The sequence below is a fragment of the Streptomyces pluripotens genome (assembly GCF_000802245.2).
Lineage (GTDB): Bacteria > Actinomycetota > Actinomycetes > Streptomycetales > Streptomycetaceae > Streptomyces > Streptomyces pluripotens.
On sequence record NZ_CP021080.1, the window covers coordinates 4,074,738 to 4,099,229 of the forward strand.

Annotated in this window: 18 protein-coding genes and 1 pseudogene; 12 read left to right on the forward strand and 7 right to left on the reverse strand. The window is 70.6% G+C overall.

The window, feature by feature from the left end; all coding sequences use genetic code 11:
• Positions 1-281 precede the first annotated feature (281 nt).
• The 4 genes from LK06_RS18525 to LK06_RS18540 all read left to right on the forward strand — a co-directional run bounded on the left by LK06_RS18525 (position 282) and on the right by LK06_RS18540 (position 7,069).
• A complete protein-coding gene (locus LK06_RS18525) occupies positions 282-3,440 on the forward strand; it encodes a sacsin N-terminal ATP-binding-like domain-containing protein (protein WP_039650715.1) in 3,159 nt (1,052 codons plus the stop codon).
• 329 nt (positions 3,441-3,769) lie between these two features.
• On the forward strand, positions 3,770-3,922 hold the full coding sequence (locus LK06_RS34070) for a cupin domain-containing protein (protein ID WP_199806283.1): 153 nt from the start codon (positions 3,770-3,772) through the stop codon (positions 3,920-3,922).
• A 280-nt stretch (positions 3,923-4,202) separates the two neighbouring features.
• Positions 4,203-5,033 (forward strand): hypothetical protein, encoded by an 831-nt coding sequence (locus LK06_RS18535; protein ID WP_039650717.1) that lies wholly within the window; start codon positions 4,203-4,205, stop codon positions 5,031-5,033.
• A gap of 272 nt (positions 5,034-5,305) precedes the next feature.
• Complete coding sequence (locus tag LK06_RS18540; RefSeq protein ID WP_039650719.1) at positions 5,306-7,069, forward strand: WD40 repeat domain-containing protein; 1,764 nt, start codon at positions 5,306-5,308, stop codon at positions 7,067-7,069.
• 141 nt (positions 7,070-7,210) lie between these two features.
• Here the strand turns inward: LK06_RS18540 and LK06_RS18545 are convergent, their stop codons facing one another.
• Positions 7,211-9,607: an HAD-IC family P-type ATPase gene (locus LK06_RS18545; RefSeq protein ID WP_039650721.1), complete on the reverse strand. Its 2,397-nt coding sequence runs from the start codon at positions 9,605-9,607 to the stop codon at positions 7,211-7,213.
• Between the two features lie 105 nt (positions 9,608-9,712).
• Positions 9,713-9,979, reverse strand: coding sequence for a DUF2530 domain-containing protein (locus tag LK06_RS18550; RefSeq protein ID WP_071659278.1), 267 nt, complete (start codon positions 9,977-9,979; stop codon positions 9,713-9,715).
• 150 nt (positions 9,980-10,129) lie between these two features.
• Here LK06_RS18550 and LK06_RS18555 point away from each other — a divergent pair, with 150 nt between their 5' ends.
• Positions 10,130-11,581 (forward strand): NCS2 family permease, encoded by a 1,452-nt coding sequence (locus tag LK06_RS18555; RefSeq protein ID WP_039650727.1) that lies wholly within the window; start codon positions 10,130-10,132, stop codon positions 11,579-11,581.
• Between the two features lie 30 nt (positions 11,582-11,611).
• On the opposite strand, the gene LK06_RS18560 is transcribed toward LK06_RS18555, so the two are convergent.
• A complete protein-coding gene (locus tag LK06_RS18560) occupies positions 11,612-11,794 on the reverse strand; it encodes a ribbon-helix-helix protein, CopG family (RefSeq protein ID WP_039650729.1) in 183 nt (60 codons plus the stop codon).
• 156 nt (positions 11,795-11,950) lie between these two features.
• Between LK06_RS18560 and LK06_RS18565 the strand changes: the two genes are divergently transcribed.
• From LK06_RS18565 to thpR, 3 genes are all read left to right on the forward strand, one after another.
• On the forward strand, positions 11,951-12,388 hold the full coding sequence (locus tag LK06_RS18565; protein ID WP_039650923.1) for a MarR family winged helix-turn-helix transcriptional regulator: 438 nt from the start codon (positions 11,951-11,953) through the stop codon (positions 12,386-12,388).
• Positions 12,389-12,415: 27 nt separating this feature from the next.
• Positions 12,416-13,780: an MFS transporter gene (locus tag LK06_RS18570; protein ID WP_374208100.1), complete on the forward strand. Its 1,365-nt coding sequence runs from the start codon at positions 12,416-12,418 to the stop codon at positions 13,778-13,780.
• Between the two features lie 166 nt (positions 13,781-13,946).
• The gene (thpR, locus tag LK06_RS18575; protein WP_039650731.1) at positions 13,947-14,519 is read left to right on the forward strand and encodes an RNA 2',3'-cyclic phosphodiesterase; all 573 of its coding nucleotides are present in this window, start codon (positions 13,947-13,949) and stop codon (positions 14,517-14,519) included.
• A 209-nt stretch (positions 14,520-14,728) separates the two neighbouring features.
• Here the strand turns inward: thpR and LK06_RS18585 are convergent, their stop codons facing one another.
• The 3 genes and pseudogenes from LK06_RS18585 to LK06_RS18595 all read right to left on the reverse strand — a co-directional run bounded on the left by LK06_RS18585 (position 14,729) and on the right by LK06_RS18595 (position 17,347).
• Complete coding sequence (locus LK06_RS18585; RefSeq protein ID WP_039650733.1) at positions 14,729-15,721, reverse strand: aldo/keto reductase; 993 nt, start codon at positions 15,719-15,721, stop codon at positions 14,729-14,731.
• 270 nt (positions 15,722-15,991) lie between these two features.
• Positions 15,992-16,575: pseudogene (locus LK06_RS33975) on the reverse strand (Uma2 family endonuclease).
• A gap of 82 nt (positions 16,576-16,657) precedes the next feature.
• Positions 16,658-17,347: an SGNH/GDSL hydrolase family protein gene (locus LK06_RS18595; RefSeq protein ID WP_039650736.1), complete on the reverse strand. Its 690-nt coding sequence runs from the start codon at positions 17,345-17,347 to the stop codon at positions 16,658-16,660.
• Between the two features lie 89 nt (positions 17,348-17,436).
• Here LK06_RS18595 and LK06_RS18600 point away from each other — a divergent pair, with 89 nt between their 5' ends.
• Positions 17,437-18,435, forward strand: a complete 999-nt coding sequence (locus tag LK06_RS18600) for a hypothetical protein (RefSeq protein ID WP_043433094.1) — start codon at positions 17,437-17,439, stop codon at positions 18,433-18,435.
• Positions 18,436-18,489: 54 nt separating this feature from the next.
• Here LK06_RS18600 and serC read toward each other — a convergent pair whose 3' ends face one another.
• Entirely contained in the window at positions 18,490-19,608 is a 1,119-nt protein-coding gene (serC, locus tag LK06_RS18605) for a phosphoserine transaminase (protein WP_039650740.1), read from the reverse strand.
• Between the two features lie 219 nt (positions 19,609-19,827).
• On the opposite strand from serC, the gene LK06_RS18610 reads away from it, so the two are divergent.
• From LK06_RS18610 to LK06_RS34910, 3 genes are all read left to right on the forward strand, one after another.
• Entirely contained in the window at positions 19,828-22,749 is a 2,922-nt protein-coding gene (locus LK06_RS18610; protein WP_043433092.1) for an FAD-binding and (Fe-S)-binding domain-containing protein, read from the forward strand.
• A gap of 310 nt (positions 22,750-23,059) precedes the next feature.
• Positions 23,060-24,181 carry a lipid II:glycine glycyltransferase FemX gene (locus tag LK06_RS18615; protein WP_043433089.1) on the forward strand — a complete coding sequence of 374 codons (1,122 nt, stop codon included), beginning with the start codon at positions 23,060-23,062 and terminating at the stop codon, positions 24,179-24,181.
• Positions 24,182-24,350: 169 nt separating this feature from the next.
• Positions 24,351-24,476, forward strand: a complete 126-nt coding sequence (locus tag LK06_RS34910; protein WP_267886078.1) for a hypothetical protein — start codon at positions 24,351-24,353, stop codon at positions 24,474-24,476.
• Positions 24,477-24,492 lie beyond the last annotated feature (16 nt).

Genomic DNA, 24,492 nt, shown 5'->3' on the forward strand with positions numbered 1-24,492 from the left:
GGGCGGATACAGACTGCCGTACTACGACAGCGTCCGGGCTACCAACCGGACCGCGATTTCGTGCGCACAGCCAGGCTACCGGAGAAGGGCCACCAGCGCCGCTGTCTGCCCTGCCTCCTGTGACCCCGGAAACCTCTGGGTGGCACGGGTGTCCAGAGAGGCGGGCGGCAACGCGGGGCCCTGGGGCCGGCCCGTAGGCCGGAGGACCAGCGCAGGGACGTCATTGCACGCCACCGACCGCGCCGGCTGTCGGACACTGGCGGTACCTTCTCCTCACGTCGATGAGGAGAGAGAACGTGAGCAGCAAGTTCGTGCGGCCGGCGGCCGAGGGCGCCGACCCCTTCGGCACCGCCCGTCTGCGCCGTGGTGTCCTCGACGCCTGGGCCACCAGCCCCGCCCGGTTCCGTGAGGACGCCAACGCCGAGGAGGACCTGGTCCTGGGCGGCTACCGGGACCGGCTCGTGGTCGAGCTGGCCCAGAACGCCGCCGATGCCGCTGCTCGCGCCAGGACGCCGGGGCGGCTGCGGCTCACCCTGCGCGACGGCGTGCTGGTGGCGGCGAACACCGGCGCCCCGCTGGACGCGACCGGTGTCGAGTCGCTGTCCACGCTGCGGGCCTCCGCCAAGCGGGAGGCCGACGCCACGCACGGCGCCGTGGGCCGGTTCGGCGTCGGGTTCGCCGCCGTCCTCTCCGTCACCGACGAGCCGGCGATCGTCGGCCGGCACGGCGGGGTCCGCTGGTCGCTGGCCGAGGCGCGCGGGCTGGCCGCCGACACCGCCCGGCACAGCCCGGGCCTGGGCGACGAGATGCGGCGGCGGGACGGGCACGTGCCGCTGCTCCGGCTGCCCTTCGCCGCCGAGGGATCCGCCCCGGAGCCGTACGACACCGCCGTCATCCTGCCGCTGCGGGACGCGGCTGCCGCCGACCTCGCCGAGCGGCTGCTCACCGCCGTGGACGACGCGCTGCTCCTGGCCCTCCCGGGGCTGGCGGAGGTCGTGATCGAGGTGAACGCCGAGGCGCCCCGCACCTTGTGGCGCCGCACCGAGGGCACCGTCACGGTCGTGGAGGACTCGCGGAACGGCGCCACCAGGTGGCGCACCGCCGTCGCGCACGGTCCGCTCACCCCTGAGCTGCTGGTCGGCCGGCCGGTGGAGGAGCGGCTGCGCCCGCACTGGTCGGTGACCTGGGCCGTGCCGGAGGACGAGGCGGGCCGCCCGGTGCGGCCCCGTACGCACTCCGTCGTGCACGCGCCCACCCCCAGCGACGAGCCCCTCGGGGTTCCCGCCCTGCTCATCGCCTCCCTCCCGCTGGACACCACCCGGCGGCACGCGGCGCCCGGACCGCTCACCGACTTCCTGGTGCAGCGTGCGGCCGATGCGTACGCCGGACTGCTGGCCGACTGGCGTCCGGTGACGGACGGGATCATCGACCTCGTGCCGGGGCCACTCGGCACGGGCGAGCTGGACGGTGCACTGCGGCAGGCGATCCTGGAGCGGCTGCCGCGTACCGCCTTCCTGCCCCCCGCCGTATCGGGCGAGGGCGGGGAAGGCGAGGAGGACGGTCTCCCGGAGGCGCTGCGGCCCAGGGACGCGGAGATCGTGGAGGGGGCCGGCGCGGACACGGTCCGGGTGCTCGCCGAGGTGCTGCCCACCCTCCTGCCCGCCGGGCTGGAGCGGCGCACCGAGCTGCGCGCCCTCGGGATCGCCCGGCTACCGCTCGCCGACGCCATCGACCGGCTGGCCGGACTGGAGAAGGACCCCGACTGGTGGTGGCGGCTCTACGACAGTCTCGCCGGGGTCGACCCCGACCGGCTCTCCGGGCTGCCGGTGCCGCTCGCGGACGACCGGACCACCATCGGACCCCGGCAGGTGCTGCTGCCCACCCCGGACGGCGCCCGCATCGACGCCGACGTCCTCGGGCGGCTCGGGCTGAAGGTCGCCCACCCGGACGCCGTACACCCGTTGCTGGAGAAGCTGGGCGCGCTGCCCGCGACCGCGCGCGCGGTGCTGACCACCCCGCAGGTGCGGGCCGCCGTGGCCGCTTCCTTGGACGAGGAGGGCGGGATCGGCTGGGAGGAGGACGCGCCGGACGCCGAGGAACTGGCGGACACCGTCCTCGGGTTGGTCCGGGACGCGGGCTTGGAACCGGGCGACGAGCCCTGGCTGGGGGCTCTCGCACTGCCCGACGAAGACGGTGAACTCGCCCCGGCCGGTGAACTCGTCCTGCCCGGAAGCGCCTTCGCGCGGGTCATCAGGGACGGCGAACTGGGCGCCGTGGACGCGGACCTGGCCGAGAAGTGGGGGGTGCAGCCGCTGACCGCCTGCGGGGTGCTGGCGGACTTCGCGTTGGTGCGCGCCACCGACGTCGTCCTCGACCCGGACGAACTCGAACCCCGGGAAGGCGACTTCGCCGAGCCCGACGACGCGGGCCTGCTGGACGCCGTGGACGTCTGGTGCGAGGACATCCTCGACCGCTTCCCGGACAGCCCGGTGCCGCCCGTCGCCACCGAACTCGTCGCCGTGCGCGATCTGGACCTGGTGGACGACGACCACTGGCCCGAGGCGCTCGCGCTGCTGGCCCGGCCGCCGCTGCGGGACGCACTGACCCAGCCGGTGCGCATCCTGTTGCACGACGGCACGCACGAGGTCGTACGCCCGTACACGGCCTGGTGGCTGCGGGGGCATCCGGTCCTCGACGGGCGTCGGCCGGCCGGTCTGCTCGCGGCGGGCGGCGACCCCTTGCTGCGCGGCCTGTACGAAGAGGCGGACGCCACCGGGTTCGAGGACGAGCAGGTGCTGCGGGCGCTCGGGGTGCGGACCTCCGTTGCCGCCCTGCTGGACGAGCCCGGCGGCGCCGCCGAACTGCTGGACCGGCTGGCCGACCCGGACCGGACCGTCACCCCAGCCCAACTGCACGGACTCTACAGCGCGTTGGCGGACCTGGACCCCGACCAGGTGACCCTTCCGGACGATCTGCGGGCCGTGGTCGACGGGCGGGCGACGGTCGTGGACGCGGCGGACGCGGTGGTCGTCGACTCGCCCGATCTCCTGCCGTTCACCTCCGGGATTCCGCTGCTGCCCGTCCGGCCGTCCCGGGCCGCCGAACTGGCCGAGCTGTTCCAGGTGCGGCGGCTGAGCGAGTCCGTCACCGGCAAGGTGGACTCCGAGGGGACCGAGCACGACGTGCCGGAACCGGTGCGGGTCCTGCTCGGGGTGCGTACGCCCGAGTCGTACGTCGAGCACGGCGAATTGGTCGTGGACGGCGTCGAGATCGACTGGCGGCTCACCGACGACGGCGTGCTGCACGCCTCCACCCTGGAGGGCGTCGCCGCCGGCCTGGCGTGGGCGGCGGGCCAGTGGCCGCGCCGGTTCGAGGTGGCCGCCCTGCTGGAGGACCCGTCCCGGACACAGGAGCTGGCGCGGGACCGCTGGTTCGACTGAGGGGGACCGGGGCGACCTGGCCGAGGGGCCGGCCGCCTGGCGTCCCGGCCGCCGGCCTTCCCGGGCGTGACGTGGGCGGGGCCGGGTGCGTTCCCCCCAACGGGAATCCGTTGGGGGGGGCAGTGCCGGCGGTCGTCCCTCGGGTACCTCCGACGCGCTGGGGCAGTTCAGCTCGTCGTGATCGAATCGGCACGACGGGTGGCCGGTGGCAAGCCACCCTCCTCGCCGCCGCCCCCTCTGGGGCCCGGCGGGACGTCTACAGCATCGCCGCCGAGCCCGGCCCGCAGCGCCTTTCCGCTCCGCACCTGCCCGGCGTGGTGGAGCACGTCGTGATCAGCGCGGGTCGGGCCCTGGTGGGTATTGCCGACGAGCCGGTGGAACTCCACCCGGGCGACTACATCTGCTATCCGGCCGACGTCCCGCCCGTCTTCCAGGCGCTGGAGCCCGCCACCCGCGCGGTGCTCGTCTCCGAACACCGGTGAGCGGCGGCCCTACCCGCGCGTCCGGCCTCGACCGTCTCGCCGGCGGCCTGCTTGACCACCCGGAGGCCCCCATCACGTTCGTGTCCAGCACGTCCGCGAATTCCTTCTCGGCCATCCGCAGCAGCGACCGGTCCCGGGTGAGGCGTTGCGCCCCGCGAAGGTTACATGATCATAAAATCTGATCTAAAGCAGGTTTGCCCTACAACCACCCTGCCGGGTTGTGGATCTGATGGCGTGAGTCGACCGACTCCACCTCACTTCTCCCTCCAGGGGAACGCACATGCGTACTCGTGCCACTGTGGCCGCCGTCTCCGGCGCCCTGGCCCTCTCCGCCTTTGCCGTACCGACGGCGCAGGCGGCCCCGTCCAGCGGTGTCCCGCACACGCTGAACGCGAGCTTCTCTTCCGTCAAGATCGCCAAGGCGATCAAGGTCGGCACCACGTACGAAGTCAGCAGGAAGTACACGTTCACGCTGACCCACGACGCCGAAGTCGACATCACCGCGAAGGACTTCTTCGCGGATGCCTACCTGTACCGGGGTTCCTTCGACGACCCGACCGCCGAGTTGGACGGCGACAGCCCGGCGACCTGTACCGCCACCTCGACGACCACCGCCACCTGCGCCGGCACGGTCGACATCTACCCGGCCGACGGCGACCTGAAGAACGCCTGGGCCGGCACCTGGCACGTGGCCGCCGAGGTCATAGCCTTCAACGGTCAGGACCAGACCGACCCCGACCTGAGCAAGGTCGGCTTCAAGGACCAGAGCGGCCTCGCCAGCACCCGGGTGCAGCGCTACTCCAAGCTGACCGCCAACGCGGGCCCGGAGCCGGTCGTCAAGGGCAAGACCCTGACGGTGAAGGGCAAGCTGTCCCGCGCCAACTGGGAGGACCGCAAGTACCACGGCTACACCAAGCAGCCGGTCAAGCTCCAGTTCCGCAAGAAGGGTTCCAGCACCTACACCACCGTCAAGACGGTCTACACCAACTCGTACGGCAACCTGAAGACCACCACGACCGCCAAGTACGACGGCTACTGGCGCTTCTACTTCGCCGGCACCACGACGACGCCGGCCGTCAAGGCCAAGGGCGACTACGTCGACGTGAAGTAGTCGACGTGAAGTAGTCGACGTGAAGTAGCGGCCGGACGCCCGGCGCGAGAGTCGCGGCCCACCCGCCGCGACTCTCCTCGGCGAAGCTATCCATCCGGCTCACGCTCCCGGCCCCTTCCGACCGTGTGCAGCACCACCCATCGGCGCGTCCCGCCCGAGTCGGGTGCGGGAGTCGGGGAAGCGGTTGCGCCCCAAGAGAACTGACGTTCTGTTAAGGTCCCAGCGCCGCCCCGGCGGCGATCACGGATCGAACAGGATTCTTGGGGGGTCTCTTGTCTGAGCACCAGCATGCCCGCTTCCGGCGGGCCCGCAGTCTGCTCGCCGCACTGGCGGTCTGCACCGCCACGCTCGCCACCGGCGCACCGGCCGCGCACGCGGTCGAGCTGGGCGAACCGTCCGACGTCGCCGTCAAACTGCCGTCCAGCACGTACTCGCGCATGCTGGTCGACCAGGCCCGCCAGCGTGTCTACGTGACCACGGGCGCGCTCAACGCGACCGTGCACGAACTGCTGGTGTACGACTTCGACGGCACCTTGCTGCACACCGTCAAGACCGACGCCCTCGTCGACCCGGGCGCGATGATGCTCTCCGCGGACGGCAAGATCCTTTACGTCGGCGTGGCCAACGGGATCCTGATCTTCAATCCCGACGACTTCGCCTACATCGGTGGCGGATGGTTGCGCAGCGACTTCTTCAAGGGCAGGTGCGCCGGCGACATCGTGGCGACCGGTAGCACGCTCAGGTTCACCCGGATGACCAGTCAGTCGGCCCCGACGGACTGCACTACCGAGCCTCAGGCGCTCTACAGCGGGGCTCTGACAGGCGGCAGCTACTCGGAGAGCATCTCGGGCGAAGTCGACCCGAAGGTCGCCGTCTCGCCCGCCGGCGACAAGGTCGTCGAGGCGTACGCCTTCCCCAGCTCCGGGTCCAAGCTGGCCGTCGGCGTGTGGAACGCGACCACGTCGACCCTCAGCCGGTCGGCCGTGCACGGGTTCGCCGGCCCGGACGACCCGACGACGGTGCCGCGGGACGTGGCGGTGAGCCCCGACGGTGCCCTCGCCCTGGTCGCGGCCGGGGCGTCGGGTACCAAGACGCTCTCCACCAACGACCTGAGCGAAGTGACGCCCGGATACGGGCCGCTGCCCGACGGCACCAGCTCGACGGCGGTCGCCTTCAGCCCGGACGGCACGCTCCTTGCGCGCGGCGGCGCGGTCGACGGCACCGCGGCCGACCTCCTGGTCCAGAGTGCCGATCCCGCCCAGGGCGACGCGCCCCGGGAGTACGCCTTCACTGACGGGACGAGCGGCGGCGACCGCGTGGCCGACCGCGGACTGGCCTTCAGCGCCGACGGCTCCCGGCTGTTCGCCATGACCACCAACGCCGCCGGGGACGCGTACTGGCTCCACGTCATCAGCAACCCCGACGGGCGCTACCACTCCTCCTTCGACACCCCGCTGACCGTGCAGCCCGGCACCCCCTACGCCGGCCAGGCCGTGCAGATCTCCGGGCGGCTGCAGCTGAACGGCCCCGCGCCCAGCACGCCCGTACAAGTGACCGCGGTGCGGCACGACTCGGCCGGCGACCACGTGGTGCCGTCGGCCACCGTCGGCTCGGACGGCACGTTCACCCTGGAGGACACCCCGGCCGTCACCGGGCAGGCCACCTACACCGTCTCCTTCGCGGGCGACTCCGCGCACGACCCCGCCCAGGACGCCACGCTCGCCGTGGATGTGGCCAAGGCGCCCACCGACCTGGCGCTCGACACGCCCACCAAGGCGACCACGTCGGGTGTGGAGATCCACGGCACCCTGACCACGCCGGGGGCCGCGCTGCCGGCCGGTACCACCCTCAACGTGCTCAGGGCGACGAAGAAGGGCGTCATCGACCTGCCCGCCGTCACCGTCGGCTCCGACGGCTCCTTCACGGTGGACGACGTGCCCCCCGCCAAGGGCAGCACCCTCTACAGCGTCTCCTACGGCGGAGACGCGCTGCACGAGGCGTCAGCGGACTGGGTGATCGTCGACGTCACCAAGTGAGCCCAGGCCTAGGACCAGGCCTGGTCCTAGGCCGGCCGGCCCGTGGCGGAGTCTTGCGGATCCGGCAGCACCCCGCAGACAGGGCCCGTGGCCGGCTCTGACGGCCGGTTGGGGCGCACGGCACCCGTGCCGGGTCCGTGATCACTCCGGGAAACGGTGGCCGACCCACTTCCACAGGTACTCCAGGGTTGCCGCCGCCACCACCGCCACGGCCACCGCCGTCCAGGGCATCGCGACGCCGACCAGTTTGAGCGCGAAGAAGCTCTGCAGGGCGGGCACGACCAGGACGACGAGGAACGCCGCGCCCATCGTGGCCACCAAGGTCACCCGCCACCAGGTGTAGGGGCGGGCGATGATCGCCAGGACCCACATGGAGATCAGGAACAGCGTCAGCGTGGCCGCGCTGGTCTCCGCCTCCAGCTGGACCGAGCCCGTGTAGTAGTGGCGGGCGACCAGGTACACCGCGAAGGTCGCCGATCCGGCCACCACACCGCCCGGGATGGCGTACCGCATCACCTGACGCACGAAGTGGGGTCTGGCCCGCTCCTTGTTGGGTGCCAGGGCCAGGAAGAAGGCCGGTACGCCGATGGTGAGTGTGGAGAGCAGGGTCAGGTGCCGCGGCAGGAACGGGTATTCGACCTGCCAGAACACGACCAGGAGCGCCAGCAGCACCGAGTAGACGGTCTTGACCAGGAAGAGGGTCGCCACGCGGGTGATGTTGCCGATCACCCGGCGGCCCTCTCCGACCACCGACGGCAGGACTGCGAAGCTGTTGTTCAGCAGAACGATCTGCGCCACCGCACGGGTCGCCTCCGAACCGGATCCCATGGCCACGCCGATGTCGGCGTCCTTGAGCGCGAGCACGTCGTTCACGCCGTCGCCCGTCATCGCGACCGTGTGCCCGCGTGACTGCAGCGCACCGACCATGTCCCGCTTCTGCCGCGGGGTGACCCGCCCGAACACGGTTCCCTCGTCCAGCGCCTCGGCCATCCGGGCACGGTCGGCGGGCAGCCGCCGCGCGTCCACCGCCTTGCCCTGAAGACCCAGCTTGGCGGCCACCGCCCCGACCGACACCGCGTTGTCGCCGGAGATGACCTTCGCGCGCACGTGCTGGTCCGCGAAGTAGCGCAGGGTGTCGGCAGCGTCCGGCCGCAGCCGCTGTTCGAGGACGACGAGGGCGGTGGGACGGGCGGCCTCGGCTGGTTCCGGGTCATCCAGGTCACGGCTTGCGCGGGCCAGCAGCAGGACCCGCAGCCCCTGCTCGTTGAGGCGCTCGGTCTCGACCAGGGCCGGGGTGCCGGAGTCGAGGAGGACATCGGGGGCGCCCAGCAGCCAGGTGCTGTCTTCTCCGTCGCCCTCGCTGAAGACGGCTCCGCTGTACTTGCGGGCGGAGGAGAAGGGGAGCGACTCGACGCAGCGCCAGTCGTCGTTGTCGGGGTAGGCGTCGATGATCGCCTGGAGGGAGGCGTTGGGGCGTGGGTCGGACTCGCCGAGGGCGCCGAGCACCTTGCGCACGTACGACTCGTCGGCCCCGTCCAGCAGCCGCAGGCCGGTGACGTCCATGCCGCCCTCGGTGAGCGTGCCGGTCTTGTCCAGGCAGACGGTGTCGACGCGGGCCAGCCCCTCGATCGCCGGCAGTTCCTGCACCAGGCACTGTTTGCGGCCCAGTCGGATCACGCCGATCGCGAAGGCGACGGAGGTGAGGAGCACCAGCCCTTCCGGGACCATCGGGACGATGCCGCCAACCGTGCGGGCCACGGAACCCTTGAACTCGTTGTTCTTCACCACGAGCTGGGTGATGATCAGTCCGATCGCGGCCGGGACCATCATCCAGGTGACGTACTTCAGGATCGTGGAGATGCCGGTGCGCAGTTCGGAGTGGACGAGGGTGAAGCGTGAGGCTTCCTCGGCGAGCTGGGCAGCGTAGGCCTCGCGGCCCACCCGGGCGGCGGTGAACGCACCACCGCCGGCGACCACGAAGCTGCCGGACATGACCTGGTCGCCGGGGTGTTTGACGACGGGGTCGGCCTCGCCGGTGAGCAGCGATTCGTCGACCTCGAGGCCGTCTGCCTCCGCGCAGACCCCGTCGACCACGATCTTGTCACCCGGGCCGATCTCTATGAGGTCGTCGAGAACGATCTCATGGGTGGCCACCTCGGTTGCGACACCGTCGCGCCGCACGGTGGGCCGGGCCTCCCCGATCACCGCGAGCGAGTCGAGAGTCTGCTTGGCGCGCCACTCCTGGACGATGCCGATGCCGGTGTTGGCGATGATCACGAAGCCGAAAAGGCTGTCCTGGATCGGTGCCACGGCCAGCATGATCAGCCAGAGCACGCCGATGATCGCGTTGAACCGGGTGAAGACGTTGGCGCGGACGATCTCGCTCAGGGACCGGCTGCTGCGCACCGGAACGTCATTGACCTGGCCGCGCGCGACACGTTCCGCGACTTCGGCCCGGGTCAGTCCGGCCGGTGGGGTTCCGGGTGGGGTTCCCGGGTGCACAGAGCCGAGGTCGGCGCCCGCGTCGATGTGCGACATGTATTCGACGGTACGTGGCCTTTGCCCACCCCGCCTCGTGTTCGGCGGACCGTCCCGGGCATTCCGGCCGTCCCGCGGCCGGGAACGGGCCGGTCCGTCGGATGGCTATTCGACCGGCGCCGGGTCCAGTGTGGCCGCCCGCTTCAGCGCGGCGTCGCGCTTGCGCACGTACCAGATGCCGATGAGTCCCAGTCCGCCCCCGGCCAGGCAGGTCCACAGCCACTGCAGGTGCCCGTGATCGCGGTACCAGCCGTAGAACGGGAGCTGCACCAGGAAGAGGATGAACCACACGATGGTGCCGCCGGTGATGGTGGCGACCACGGGGCCCTCCAGGGGCTCCGGCGCCTCGTGCTTGGGGGTCCACTTAGCCATGGGCACAGCTTAAGGGCCACCGTTGTCTACGCGCGGAGATAGCGATCTGGAACTCATATGTTCATACTGAAGCCGTTTGTCTTCGACCGGCTCTGATCGTAGGAAGCTCCAGCGAGGCTCGGGGGAACCCCGTTGGTGATGAGGTCCCGCATGTCCACCTCGGCTCCCGCCAAGGCCCCCACCCCCGAGAAGCCGAGCCGTGGGCCCGCCTACGGCCTGCTCGACCGCCACTTCAGGATCTCCGAACGCGACAGCTCCGTCGCCCGGGAAGTCCGGGGCGGTTTCGCCACCTTCTTCGCGATGGCCTACATCATCGTGCTGAACCCGATCATCCTCGGGAACGCGAAGGACATGTACGGGCACCACCTGGACAACGGGCAGCTGGTGACGGCGACCGCGCTGACGGCCGCGTTCACCACGCTGCTGATGGGCGTCATCGGCAACGTGCCGATCGCGCTCGCCGCCGGCCTGGGCGTCAACTCGGTCGTCGCGCTCCAGTTGGCGCCCCGCATGTCCTGGCCGGACGCCATGGGCATGGTGGTGCTGGCCGGTTTCGTGGTGATGCTGCTGGTCGCCACGGGGCTGCGCGAGCGCGTGATGAACGCCGTGCCGTACGGCCTGCGCAAGGCGATCTCGATCGGTATCGGCCTGTTCATCATGCTGATCGGCCTCGTCGACTCCGGTTTCGTCAGTCGTATCCCGGACAAGGCCGAGACCACCGTCCCGCTGCAGCTCGGCGCCGGCGGTCACCTCACCGGCTGGCCGGTGCTGATCTTCATCCTGGGCGCGCTGCTCACCTTCGTGCTGATCGTCCGAAAAGTGCCGGGCGCGATCCTCATCTCGATCGTCGGCATGACCCTGCTCGCGGTGATCGCGAACTCGGTCGCCCACATCCCCGGCTGGGGCCTGACGGTGCCCAAGTGGCCGGGCAATCCGGTCGCCTCGCCCGACTTCGGCCTGGTCGGCCACGTCAGCCTCTTCGGTGGCTTCTCCAAGGTCGGCGTGCTGACCGGCGTCCTCTTCGTCTTCACGGTCCTGCTGTCGTGCTTCTTCGACGCGATGGGCACGATCATGGGCGTGAGCGACGAGGCCAAGCTGACCGACGCGGAGGGCCACGTGCCGGGCATCAACAAGGTGCTCTTCATCGACGGCCTCGCCGTCGCGGCGGGCGGTGCCAGCTCCTCCTCGGCCACTACCGCCTTCGTGGAGTCCACGGCGGGTGTCGGCGAGGGTGCCCGCACGGGCCTCGCGAACGTCGTCACGGGCGGCCTCTTCGCGGCAGCCCTCTTCCTCACCCCGGTGGCCACGATGGTCCCGTCCCAGGCGGCGACCCCGGCCCTGGTCGCGGTCGGCTTCCTGATCCTGTCCAGCTCGGTCAAGGAGATCGACTGGGCCGACCACACCATCGCGGTCCCGGCCTTCGTGACCATGCTGATGATGCCGTTCACCTACTCGATCACCAACGGCATCGGCATGGGCTTCATCACCTTCACGATCCTGCGCCTGGCCGTCGGGCGGGCCAGGGAGATCCCGGTCGCGATGTACGTCGTCTCGGCGGTCTTCGCCTTCTACTACCTGATGCCGGCGCTGGGGCTGACCTGAGCCCGCGGTTCACGTGACCGGCCTGCGGGCTCAGGTGACCCCGTAGAACTTCTCCGTCTCCTCGACAGCGGTCTGGAACCGTTCGTCGAAGTCGTCCCGGGTGAGCGTGCGGACCACATAGTCCTGCACGCTCATTCCTCTCTTCGCCGCACGATGCCGGAGCCTTTCGAGCAGCTCCCCGTCTATCCGCAGGCTGAGCACACTGGTCCCCATGCGTACGAGGGATGCCACGTCCAGCCACCCGATGCACCACTTTTCGGAACCGGCTCACTCATATGGGTGATCGGAGGGTTTCCGTGGCGGGCATCACGGGCAGGTACCCACATCCCCGGTGGTCTTTAGGGAGGGTAATGAGTTACCCTAATGAACATGCCGGACCTTAGCCATGGTGACGACGCTGCCGCCGTGAACTCCCTCCGCTCAGCCGTGATGCGGCTGTCCCGTCGGCTCAAGCACCAGCGGGTGGATGAGTCACTGAGCCCCACCGAGATGTCGGTGCTCGGCACCCTCGCCCGATGTGGCACCGCCACCCCGGGCGAACTGGCCCGCAAGGAACACGTCCAGCCCCCGTCGATGACCCGGATCGTCGCGATGCTCGAAGCCAAGGGGCTGGTCCGGTTGGAGCCGCACCCCGAGGACCGGCGCCAGAAGGTCGTCACCCAGACCGAGCAGGCCGAAGCCATGCTCGACGAGAGCCGCCGCAAGCGCAACGCGTTCCTGGCAGGGCTCGTGGAGGACCTCGACGACGAGGAATGGGCCAGACTGCGCGCCGCCGCCCCCGTGCTGGAGAAGCTCGCACATCTGTAAGCAAGACGTCCGAGGAGGCGAACCCCTTTGAGTACGGGATCCGGAACACCTTCCGCCCCCGCACCGGCCACCGCTACCACCAACCCCGCCACCGCACGTGCCTCGCGCACGTCCTCGATGTTCAGCTCCCTGAAGATCCGGAACTACCGCCTGTTCTTCATCGGCCAGGTGGTCTCCAACACGGGCACCTGGATGCAGCGCATCGCCCAGGACTGGCTCGTCCTCAGCCTCACCGGCTCCTCCGCGGCCGTCGGCATCACGACGGCCCTGCAGTTCCTGCCGATGCTCCTCTTCGGCCTCTACGGCGGCGTCCTCGTGGACCGCCTGCCCAAGCGCCCCACCCTCCTGGTCACCCAGTCCGCCATGGCCGTGACCGGCCTCACCCTCGCGTTCCTGACCCTCTCCGGTCACGTCCAGGTCTGGCACGTCTACCTCGCCGCCTTCGCCGTCGGCCTCGCCACGGTGGTCGACAACCCGGCCCGCCAGTCCTTCGTCTCTGAGATGGTCGGCCCCGAGCAGCTGCAGAACGCGGTCAGCCTCAACTCCGCGAACTTCCAGTCCGCCCGCCTGGTCGGGCCCGCCGTCGCCGGCCTCATGATCACCGGCGTGGGGACCGGCTGGGCGTTCCTCGCCAACGGGCTGTCCTTCGCCGCGCCCATCGCGGGCCTGCTCCTGATGCATGCACGCGAGCTCCACGTGGTCGAGCGCGCGCCCCGGGGGAAGGGCCAGCTCCGGGAGGGCCTGCACTACGTCGCCGGCCGCCCCGAGCTGATCTGGCCGATCATCCTCGTGGGCTTCATCGGCACGTTCGGTTTCAACTTCCCGGTGTGGCTCTCGGCCTACGCGGACGACGTCTTCCACTCCGGTGCCGGCGCGTACAGCCTCTTCAACACCCTGATGGCCGTCGGCTCGCTGGGCGGTGCCCTGCTGGCCGCCCGGCGCGGCACGGCCCGGCTGCGCGTCCTGATCGCCGCCGCCCTGGCCTTCGGCACGCTGGAGGTCCTGGCTTCGGCGGTCCCACAGTACTGGTTGTTCACGCTGCTCATGATTCCGATCGGCGTCTGCGGCCTGACCGTGAACGTCACCGCGAACACCGCTGTGCAGATGGCCACCGACCCGGCCATGCGCGGTCGGGTGATGGCCCTGTTCATGATGGTGTTCGTCGGCGGTACCCCGCTGGGCGCACCGGTCGTCGGCTGGATCACCGACACCTACGGAGCCCGGATCGGCTTCGCGTTCGGCGGAGCGGTCTCGGCCGTCGCGGCCGCCGCCATCGGTCTCGTCCTGGCCCGCGTCGGGGGGCTGCGCCTGGCGGTGGGCTGGCACCACGGCCACCCACGGGTGCGGTTCGTGCCCCGCAAGCCCCGGCGGCACCTGGCGACCGCGTCGTAACCGGCCGTGGGGGAGGCCGCCGGTCCTGAGGGAGGGGTCGCCCCCCGGGCTGCCGCTCAGCCGCCGCAGCGACGTGGTGGCGGCGGGTGCGGCCGGGCGAGACGCCCATGCGCAGGGTGAGGGCGGTGCGTCCGTGCGTGGTGGGGCACGGAGGCACACTGGCTCCATGAGACTCTTCGCCGCCGTCCTGCCCCCGGACGACGTCGCGCGTGAACTCGCCAAGGAAGTGGCCCGGTTGAAGCGGCTGCCCGGTGCCGAGAGGCTGCGCTGGACCAGCCGCCCCGGCTGGCACTTCACCCTCGCCTTCTACGGTGAGGTCGCCGATGAACTCGTACCCGGCCTGTCGGAACGCCTGGAGCGCGCGGCCCGCCGCTCCGCCCCGCTCCGGCTGGCCCTCTCCGGCGGCGGCCAGTTCGGGCGCGGCAAGATCCTCTGGACGGGTGCCCAGGGAGACGTGAAGGCGCTGCGGCTGCTGGCCGGCCGGGCGGAGGCGGCAGCCCGCAGGGCGGGCGTGCCGATGACGGAGCACCGCCGGTACCTGGCCCACCTGACGCTGGCGCGGGGCCGGGACGGAGCGGATACGCGACCCTGCGTGGCCGCCCTCGCGGACTTCACCACACGTGCCTGGACCGTGGCCGACCTGGCGCTGGTCCGCAGTGAGCTGCCGAGGTCCGGGGTGCCGGGCGAACAGCCGCGGTACGAGACGGTCGCCCGTTGGGTTCTCGGCGGGTCCGGTTAGGCTCGATGGTGTGGACCCGAAAACCCGGAACCGGATCATGGCCGGTGCGCTTGTGCTGATGTTCGTCGTGGTGGCCCTGACCGCGGCGGTCAAGTAAGGGCTCCGTGGGAGGAGCTGGGGAACCGCGCTCGGCTCCTCGGCTACGGCCCGTGCGTGACTGGTAGCACGGTCTCCCCGCGTCTCCGCGGGGACACCGTCCTTTGTCGGTACTACCAGGCGAAGGCCTCCGGAGCAGGGCCAGGACCGGGGAAGATCTCGTCCAGCCCGGCCAGGAGGTCCCCGCTCAGTTCCAGTTCCAGCGCCCTGAGGGCGGACTCCAGCTGCCCCGGGGTGCGCGGGCCGACGATGGGGCCGGTCACGCCGGGCTGCTTCAGCAGCCACGCCAGCGCCACCTCGCCGGGTGCCAGGCCATGCTTGTCGAGCAGGTCCTCGTAGGACTGGATCCGGGCCCGGGTGGCGGGGTCGGTGAGCAGGTCCGCGGCCCGCCCGGAGGCACGGCGACCGCCCTGGACCTGCTTCTTGATCACTCCGCCGAGCAGTCCGCCGCTCAACGGCGACCACGGGATGACGCCGAGGCCGTAGTCCCGCGCGGCCGGGATGACCTCCATCTCGGCACGGCGCTCGACGAGGTTGTACAGGCACTGCTCACTGACCAGGCCGAGCGTGCCGCTGCGGCGGGCGGCGATGTCGTTGGCCTGGGCGATCTTGTATCCGGGGAAGTTGCTGGATCCGACGTAGAGGATCTTCCCCTGGTGGACGAGGGTGTCGATCGCCTGCCAGATCTCCTCGAAGGGGGTGGTCCGGTCGATGTGGTGGAACTGGTAGAGGTCGATGTGGTCGGTCCGCAGCCGCGTCAGACTGGCTTCCACGGCCCGGCGGATGTTGAGTGCCGAGAGCCGGTCTTGGTTGGGCCAGGCCTCGCCGTCGGTGCCCATGTTGCCGTAGACCTTGGTGGCGAGGACGACCTTGTCGCGCCGCACTCCGCCCTTGGCGAACCAGTTCCCGATGATGGACTCGGTCCGCCCCTTGTTCTCGCCCCACCCGTACACGTTGGCGGTGTCGAAGAAGTTGATGCCCGCGTCCAGTGCCGCGTCCATGATCGCGTGGCTTTCGGCTTCGTCGGTCTGCGGCCCGAAGTTCATCGTCCCGAGGACGAGTCGGCTGACCTTGAGTCCCGTGCGTCCAAGCTGTGTGTACTTCATGGTTCTCCAGCCAACGGCTTGGAGCGCGCTCCAAGCAAGCATCCGCCGGACCGTGCTGGGGAGTTGTCCCGACTCGCTCTGTCCCCTTCTCCCCTTCTCCCCCTGTTGCCGGTCGCGCTCGGTGACGGCACCCGGCGACGCCGCCCGGGGTGGACGGGTGGGAGGGGCGGGTGGTGTGCTGCGGGTGGGAGCGCTGGGCCGGTCGTACCGACTTGTCGGGGCGCAGCGCACACCTGCTGATCACCGCACCGACCGCACGGGTCAGTACGGCTAGTCGACGGGGAACTCGCCGGTCTTCAGGACCAGACCGACCACCGTGGCGGTGAGGTCGACGTCGTCTCCGAAGTCGGCTTACGTCTCGGTCGCGTCGTCGCCCTTGGGGTGGGTGTAGACGTGGCAGCGGCGTTGGCAGGGGTCGGCGACGAGGTAGACGGGCACCTCGGCCTTGGCGCAGGCACTCTTCTTGGGGCCGTAGTCGTTGGTGCGGTCCCTTGGGAGATGACCTCGGCGACGAACTCGACGTCCTGGTGACGCCATTGGTCGCTCGCTGTCTTGGCGGCACCTTCGGCGATCACCGTCACATCGGTCGCGAAACCGTTCAGATGGCCGGGTTAGTCGATGCGGACGTCGGACTTCACCCGTTTCCTGGGGGACTTGGTCCGCAACTGCTCGTAGATGTCCGCGATGATCTCCCAGTGGGTGTCCCGCTGCGGCGCCTTGTAGACGGTCCCCTCGACGATCTCGACCTTGTATCCCTCGGGGACGGGCATCTTCTCAAGACGCTCGAACATCTCGTCGAGCGTGCTTTCGTCGTCGCTCTCGGCCATCGCGATCCTGTCTTCGAGGACGGTCATCGTGGCGCTCCTCCCCGACCGCTCCGTCGACAGTGCAGCCACGCGGTTCAACGATACGTACGGTCACCTGGATGCTCCGGGATCAGGCCAAGCCGTTTCCGGCTGGGTACGGTCCGCCGACCTCCCACCCCTCCCACATCGCCCGCGCGAACGCCTCTGCGATCCGGTGCTCCCCGCGCGCGTTGGGATGCGTACCGTCGTAGGTGTCGGTGTGGATGTCGTACGGCTCCGGCGGCGAGACGAGCAGGACCGGCGAGCGCGGCTCGTCCAGGTCGGCGACCGCCTTCGCCAGTAGCGTGTTGAAGTCGGCGACCTGCGCGGCGAAGGACGCGTCCGCACAGGCGCGGATGTTCGGGATCACCGGCAGCACTGCCATGCGGAGGTGCGGGGCGGCCGTACGGGCTTGGACGATGAAGGAACGGACGTTCTGCGCCGTCTGCTCGGCGTTCGTGTAGAAGCCGAGGTCGATCAGGCCCAGGGAGACCAGGAGGATGTCGGGACGGTGGGCCCGTACCGCGTCGCCGATCAGCGGGGCCATGTGCAGCCAGCCCTCGCCCCAGCCCGCGAGGTGGGCGCGGGGGAAGCGGGGGTCGGCGTAGGCGAGGGACGTCGGCGCGTCGGTGGACTTGTCGTACAGCGTCTCGCGCGGGCCGACGAAGGTGAACGGGCCGTTGTACGTCGTGCACAGGTGCCGCCACAGCCGGTGACGCCATGTGTGTTCGCCCGCGCTCCCGATCGTCATGGAGTCACCTACGGGCATGAACCTGAGCATCCGCTCATGATGGACGATCGGCTGCGCCCGTGGGGTGTGAGGCCCACCACGTCCCGCGAACCCTCCGGGGAAATGGCAGGCTTGGGGACATGCGTCGATCCTTCGCCGTCCTCGCCGGGGTGCTGCTCACCGGGGCCTGCGCGCTGCCCGCCGCCACAGCCACCGCCGCCGACGGCGGAAGCGGCAACGGCAGCGGCGACCAGGGGTTCACCATCAAGGACCCGCGGATCGCCGAGTCCAGCGGGCTTGCCGCCTCCCACCTCCACCCCGGCGTCTACTGGACGCACAACGACAGCGGTGACGGGCCCTACGTCTTCGCGGTGGACAGCCGGACCGGGTCAACGGTCGCCCGGCTCACCCTGCGTGGCATCGGCGCTCCCCGTGACGTCGAGGCCATCTCCATCGGACCGCACAACGAGATCTACCTGGGCGACATCGGCGACAACCGCGGCGGCACTTGGCCGTATGTGTGGATCTACCGGCTGCCCGAGCCGAAGGTGCTCAAGGATGAGACGGTCACGGCCACGCAGTACGTCGTGAAGTACGCGAACGGGCCGCGTGACGCCGAGTCACTGATCGTCCACCCGAAGACCGGGCGCGTCTACATCATCGACAAGAAGGAGGACGGCGGGCACCTGTACGAGGGCCCGGCCGCCCTCTCCACCTCCGGTACGAACGTCTTCAAGCCCATCGCCGCCGTCGACCTGTGGGCCACCGACGCGGCCTTCTCCCCGGACGGTCGCCAGCTCGCCGTGCGCGGCTACTTCGGCGGGATCTACTACGACTGGAACGGCGGCCGGATCAAGCGGGAGGGACGACTCGACGTGCCCTTGCAGGGGCAGGGGGAGTCGATCAGTTACTCGGCCGACGGGACCAAGCTGATGTACGGCAGCGAGGGCGCGGACAGTGCCGTACAGGCGGAGGACGCCCCCGGCGGCCGACCGTCCGTCAAGTCACCGGTCACGAGCGGGACTTCCGCGGCCTCCCAGAACAAGAGCGGCGGCGGGAGCCTCAAGGTCGGTGTCGTCGTCGTTGCCGTCGGGCTGGCCGCACTCTTCGGGTTGCGGCGGCTGCGGCGCGGGAGCTGAGGGGCGTATGCGAAGGGCGCCCGGGGGACACCGGGCGCCCTGGCGGCACGGCGGTCAGAGCCTGTCGATCACGTAGTCGACGCACTGCGTCAGCGCCTCGACGTCCGCCGGGTCGATCGCCGGGAACATGGCGATGCGGAGCTGGTTGCGGCCGAGCTTGCGGTACGGCTCGGTGTCCACGATACCGTTGGCGCGCAGCACCTTGGCGACGGCGGCTGCGTCGACCTCGTCGGCGAAGTCGATCGTGCCGATGACCTGCGAGCGCTTGGCCGGGTCCGAAACGAACGGCGTGGCGTACTTCGACTCCTCCGCCCAGCTGTACAGACGGGTCGAGGAGTCCTTGGTGCGGGCCGTGGACCAGGCGAGGCCGCCCTGTCCGTTGAGCCACTCCAGCTGCTGGTTCAGCAGGAAGAGGGTGGCGAGGGCCGGGGTGTTGTACGTCTGGTTCTTGCGGGAGTTGTCGATCGCCGTGGGGAGGCTGAAGAACTCCGGGACGTGGCGGCCGGAGGCGTGGATGCGCTCAGCGCGCTCGATCGCGGCGGGCGAGAAGACACCGATCCACAGGCCGCCGTCGGAGGCGAAAGACTTCTGCGGGGCGAAGTAGTAGACGTCGGTCTCGGCGACGTCGACCGGGAGGCCGCCGGCGCCGGAGGTGGCGTCCACGAGCACGAGCGCGCCCTCGTCGGCGCCGGCCACGCGCTTGATCGGCATGGCGACACCGGTGGAGGTCTCGTTGTGGGTGAAGGCGTAGACGTCAACGCCCGCCTCGGCCTGTGCCTCCGGGTGGGTGCCGGGGTCGGTGGCGATGACGGTGGGTTCGGCCAGCCAGGGGGCGAGCTTGGCGGCCTTGGCGAACTTGGAGGAGAACTCGCCGAAGCTGAGGTGCTGGGACTTGCCCTCGATCAGGCCGTGGGTGGCGATGTCCCAGAAGGCGGTGGAGCCGCCGTTGCCGAGGATCACCTCGTAGCCCTCGGGGAGGGAGAACAGCTCGGAGATGCCTTCGCGGACCTTGCCGACCAGGTTCTTGACGGGCGCCTGGCGGTGGGAGGTGCCGAGCAGGGAGCTTCCGGTGGCGGCGAGCGCCTCCAGCGCCTCGGTACGCACCTTGGAGGGGCCCGCGCCGAAACGTCCGTCGGCGGGCTTGATGTCAGCGGGGATCTGGATGTCGGCCACGACTCGGAGGGTATCGGCTGGACGAAACGGTACGGAACCGTGTCCGTCCGATGAGACGAGTCTGCCGAGCCGTGGACTTGTGAGGTTGTACGACGAAGGTGGTGGTCGGGGGTGTTCGTGGGGAGATCGCGCACGAGCCGTGCGGGGGTCGTACGACCATATGCGCGAGGCTGTGGAAAAGTCGGGGTAACTCTGCGTGATCGGATGCATCCTGGAGGCATGACGGATCACTCGGGTCTTGAGGCGGAACTGCGCAGGGCCGTCCGCGGCGAGGTCGGCTTCGGCGTCACCGCCCGGGCGCTGGTCACCATGGACGCCTCCAACTACCGGCGGGTCCCCCTCGGTGTCGTGGCCCCACGGGACGCCGACGACGTGGCCGCGGTGTTGGAGGCGTGTCGGGCGCGCGGAGTGCCGGTGGTGGCGCGCGGCGGGGGCACGTCGATCGCCGGGCAGGCGACGGGCACCGGCGTGGTGCTGGACTTCACCAGGCACATGAACGACCTGCTGGAGTTGGATCCGGGCACCCGCACGGCCGTCGTGCAGCCCGGGCTGGTGCTCGACCGGCTTCAGGAGGCCGCCGCCCCGCACGGACTGCGGTTCGGTCCGGACCCGGCCACGCACAGCCGGTGCACATTCGGCGGGATGATCGGCAACAACTCCTGCGGGTCCCACTCGGTCGCCTGGGGGACGACCGCGGACAGCGTGCGCGAGCTGTCCGTGGTCACCGCGCGCGGTCGGCGGCTGCGGCTCGGGCGGGACTGGGCGGGGGCGCCCGAGGGACTTCGGGAACTGGTGGAGGGGGAACTGGCCCGCCTGCGTACCGGCTTCCCGGACCTGCCCCGCCGCATCTCCGGGTATGCGCTGGACGCCCTGCTGCCGGAGAAGGGTGCGGACGTCGCCCGTTCCTTCTGCGGCTCGGAGGGCACCCTGGGCATCCTCACCGAGGCGGCCGTCCGCCTGGTCGAGGAGCCCCGTGCACGTGCCCTGGCGGTGCTGGCCTACGGCGATGAGAGCGCCGCCGCCGAGGCCGCGGCGGGCCTGCTGCCCTACCGGCCGCTCACGGTGGAGGGCATGGCCGCCGACCTGGTGCGCTCGCCCGCCGGACTGCCGGAGGGCGGCGCCTGGCTGTTCGTGGAGACCGGCGGGGACTCGGCGGCCGAGGCACGTGCACGCGCGCAGGACATCGTCCGCGCGGCCGACGTCGTGGACGCGCTGGTGGTGACCGACCCGGCCGACCGACGGGCCCTGTGGCGCATCCGCGAAGACGCCAGCGGCACGGCCACCCGCATGCCCGACGACGGGGGGACCTCCCCTTCCGGGCGACGTCGAGGGCCCGCGGGAGAGGCGTGGCCCGGTTGGGAGGACTGCGCGGTGCCGCCCGCCCGGCTCGGCGCCTACCTGCGCGACTTCCGGGCCCTGCTCGCTGCCCACGACCTGCGTGGCACGCCGTACGGCCATTTCGGCGACGGCTGCATCCACGTCCGCATCGACTTCGACCTGCTCACCGAGGCCGGGGTCGGCCGCTTCCGCCACTTCTCCGGGGAACTCGCCGACCTGGTGGTGGAGCACGGCGGTTCACTGTCCGGGGAGCACGGGGACGGGCAGGCCCGGGCCGAACTGCTGCCCCGTATGTACGGCGCGGAGATGGTCGCCCTCTTTGAGCGTGCCAAGTCGGTCTGGGACCCGGACGACCTGCTCAACCCCGGCATGCTGGTCCGGCCGGCCCCCCTCGACACGAACCTCCGCTTCTCCGTCCTGCCCCACCGCCCGGTCGACGTGGCCTTCGGCTACCCGGCGGACGGCGGTGACTTCCGCGCGGCCGTCCGCCGCTGCGTCGGCGTCGCCAAGTGCCGTACGGCCGCGGCGACCGGACCCGCTGTGATGTGCCCGTCGTACCGGGCCACCGGTGAAGAGGAGCACTCCACCCGCGGCCGCGCCCACCTGTTGTACGAGATGCTCGCCGGCGATCCGGTCACCGACAGCTGGCGGTCCACGGAGGTCCGCGACGCCCTCGACCTGTGCCTGTCCTGCAAGGGCTGTCGCTCGGACTGTCCGGTGGGCGTCGACATGGCCACCTACAAGGCGGAGTTCCTGCACCACCACTACGCCGGCCGTCGCCGTCCCGCTGCTCACCACAGCATGGGCCGACTGCCCGAATGGCTGCGCTGGGTCGCCCGCACGCGCACCGCTCCGCTGCTCAATGCCCTCGCGGCGGTGGGGCCGTTGGCCCGTGTCGGCAAACGGCTGGGCGGCATCGCGCCGGAGCGAGACATCCCGCGGCTGGCGCCACAGACGTTCAGCCGGTGGTGGCGGGGCAGGAGACCCGCACAGGCCACCGGCGGGCTGGTCGTCCTCTGGCCGGACACCTTCACCGAACACTTCTCCCCGTCCGTCGGCCGGGCCGCCGTCCGCGTCCTGGAGGCCGCAGGCCTGCGGGTGGCCCTGCCCCCCACGCTCCTGTCGCACGGCGGAGCGATCGGTGACGGCACGTCGAAGTCGGCGATCTCACTGCTCACGGCCCGTCGGGGCCGGGTCTGCTGCGGCCTGACCTATGTCTCCACAGGCCAGCTGGACCGGGCCCGTGCAGTGCTGCGCCGCACACTGGACCTGATGGAGCCGGTGCTGCGGGCCGGGGCGCCGGTGGTGGTCCTGGAGCCGAGCTGCGCCGCGGCCCTTCGCACCGACCTCCCGGAACTCCTGTACGACGACCCCCGCGCGGCCCGGCTGTCCTCAGCGGTACTCACCTTCGCCGAGGCACTGGGACGGTACGCCCCCGACTGGAACCCGCCCGCCGTCGATCGCCCGGTCGCCGGCCAGACCCACTGCCACCAGCACGCGGTGCTCGGCGACACCCCCGACCGCCGGCTGCGCGAGGCCGCCGGCCTCACCGGTGAGTTGCGCGGAGGCTGCTGTGGCCTCGCCGGCAACTTCGGTTTCGAGGAAGGCCACTTCGAAGTGTCACGCGCCTGCGCGGAGGAACAGCTGCTGCCGGTAGTGCGAGAGGCCCCGGAAGGCACGGCGATCCTCGCGGACGGCTTCTCCTGCCGTACCCAGCTGGAGCAACTGGCCGGGGTCCGGGGACGGCACCTGGCGGAAGTGCTGGCAGAGGCACTGGACATGCGGACCGGGGGCGCCGGATGAACGGGAATACGCCCGGCTGCCCGTCCCCTGTGCGGTCCAGGACGCACTGAAGGTGCACATGCCCGGACATCGTCCAGTGGGCCGGCCGCTTCCTACCCGCCCGTGCGACCCGCACGGAGGTCCTGGCGGCGTGGGCCTCCTGGCTGACGGCAGGGGGCTCGGGGAACTCGCAGGGAGATCGTCCAGCGACCGCTGACACCCGGATGGGGACGTGCGGCGGCGACGGGGGCACACCGGTGCCTCGCCCAGCAGGAGGCCGTGGGACCTGGCTCATAGGCTGGCAGCGACCAGCCACCCCTAAGGAGTCCGCATGACCCTTACCCTTCGGCCGATCAGCCGTGCGGAACACCTGGCCTTCGTGGCCTCCCGCCCTTCCGCCAGCCATATGCAGGTGCCGTCCTGGGGAGATGTGAAACCCGATTGGCGGGCGGAGAGCCTCGGCTGGTTCGAAGCGGACGGGCGGCTCGCCGGGGTGGGCCTGGTGCTGATGCGGCCCCTGCCCAGGGTGAAGCGCTATCTGGCCTATCTGCCCGAGGGGCCGGTCATCGACTGGGGTACGCCCGACCTGGAGCGCTGGCTGGAACCGATGCTGGCCCACCTCAAGAGCCGGGGCGCCTTCTCGGTGAAGATGGGGCCGCCCGTGGTGGCACGCAGATGGAGCCCCGAGGCGGTCAAGGCCGCGATCGCCAACCCCGAAACGCACCGGCTGCGGGACGTGCCGGCGACGTCCTACGAGCCGGAGGCCTTCGACCTCGCCGACCGGCTGCGCCGCATGGGCTGGCAGCAGACCGAGCCGGGCGGAGAGGACGGCTTCGCCGCCGGCCAGCCCAGGTATGTGTGCCAGATCCCTTTCGCAGGGCGGTCGTTGGACGACATCCACCGCGGGCTCAACCAGCAGTGGCGACGCAACATCAAGAAGGCCGAGAAGGCGGGCGTGAAGGTGGTCCGCGGGGGATACGAAGACCTGTCGGTCTTCTACGGGCTGTACACCGAGACCGCCGAACGGGACCAGTTCATCCCGCGCCCGCTGCCGTACTTCCAGCGCATGTGGACCGCGCTGAACACCGAACACCCCGACCGCATGCGGCTGTACCTCGCCCACCACGACGGGGACGTCCTGGCCGCGGCCACCATGCTGATCGTCGGCGGTCACCTCTGGTACTCCTACGGTGCCTCCACGAGCCGCAAGCGCGAGGTGCAGCCCAACAACGCGATGCAGTGGCGGATGATGGCCGATGCCCACGAACTCGGAGCCCACGTCTACGACTTCCGGGGCATCACGGACACCCTGGAGGAGTCCGATCACCTGCTCGGTCTGCTCCGCTTCAAGGTGGGCGCGGGCGGGGAGGCCGTCGAGTACGTGGGGGAGTGGGACTTCCCGCTGAACCGGCTGCTGCACAAGGCACTGGACGTCTACATGGCCCGCCGCTGAGGGCGCATTCTCAGCTTCTCAAACCAACACCTAGCCTTTCCAAGGGGATTCACAGCGCTCCTTTGCCATTTTTGCCGTTCGGGAACTCGGAATGCGTGTAGATTCTTCGGTGTCGGGTTCCGGACGCGGAATTAGACGCCACGAGAAAAGTGCGACATTAGGAGTCGGAATGAGCTTCAAGAAGCTTGCCCCGCTGCCCCCCAAGCCCCGGGCGAAGCACCTCCCGCCGCCGCCGAAGCCGAGGCCGAAGAAGCACGCACACAAGCCGCTGCACGGTCGGCACCACTGCCACTAGTGATCCGGCGCTGAAC

Coding starts and splice junctions, on each gene's coding strand:
- LK06_RS18525 (WP_039650715.1), top strand. CDS start 282: ATGAGGAGAGAGAACGTGAGCAGCAAGTTCGTGCGGCCGGCGGCCGAG.
- LK06_RS18535 (WP_039650717.1), top strand. CDS start 4,203: ATGCGTACTCGTGCCACTGTGGCCGCCGTCTCCGGCGCCCTGGCCCTC.
- LK06_RS18545 (WP_039650721.1), bottom strand. CDS start 9,607: ATGTCGCACATCGACGCGGGCGCCGACCTCGGCTCTGTGCACCCGGGA.
- LK06_RS18550 (WP_071659278.1), bottom strand. CDS start 9,979: ATGGCTAAGTGGACCCCCAAGCACGAGGCGCCGGAGCCCCTGGAGGGC.
- LK06_RS18555 (WP_039650727.1), top strand. CDS start 10,130: ATGTCCACCTCGGCTCCCGCCAAGGCCCCCACCCCCGAGAAGCCGAGC.
- LK06_RS18560 (WP_039650729.1), bottom strand. CDS start 11,794: ATGGGGACCAGTGTGCTCAGCCTGCGGATAGACGGGGAGCTGCTCGAA.
- LK06_RS18565 (WP_039650923.1), top strand. CDS start 11,951: ATGCCGGACCTTAGCCATGGTGACGACGCTGCCGCCGTGAACTCCCTC.
- thpR (WP_039650731.1), top strand. CDS start 13,947: ATGAGACTCTTCGCCGCCGTCCTGCCCCCGGACGACGTCGCGCGTGAA.
- LK06_RS18585 (WP_039650733.1), bottom strand. CDS start 15,721: ATGAAGTACACACAGCTTGGACGCACGGGACTCAAGGTCAGCCGACTC.
- LK06_RS18595 (WP_039650736.1), bottom strand. CDS start 17,347: ATGCTCAGGTTCATGCCCGTAGGTGACTCCATGACGATCGGGAGCGCG.
- LK06_RS18600 (WP_043433094.1), top strand. CDS start 17,437: ATGCGTCGATCCTTCGCCGTCCTCGCCGGGGTGCTGCTCACCGGGGCC.
- LK06_RS18610 (WP_043433092.1), top strand. CDS start 19,828: ATGACGGATCACTCGGGTCTTGAGGCGGAACTGCGCAGGGCCGTCCGC.
- LK06_RS18615 (WP_043433089.1), top strand. CDS start 23,060: ATGACCCTTACCCTTCGGCCGATCAGCCGTGCGGAACACCTGGCCTTC.
- LK06_RS34910 (WP_267886078.1), top strand. CDS start 24,351: ATGAGCTTCAAGAAGCTTGCCCCGCTGCCCCCCAAGCCCCGGGCGAAG.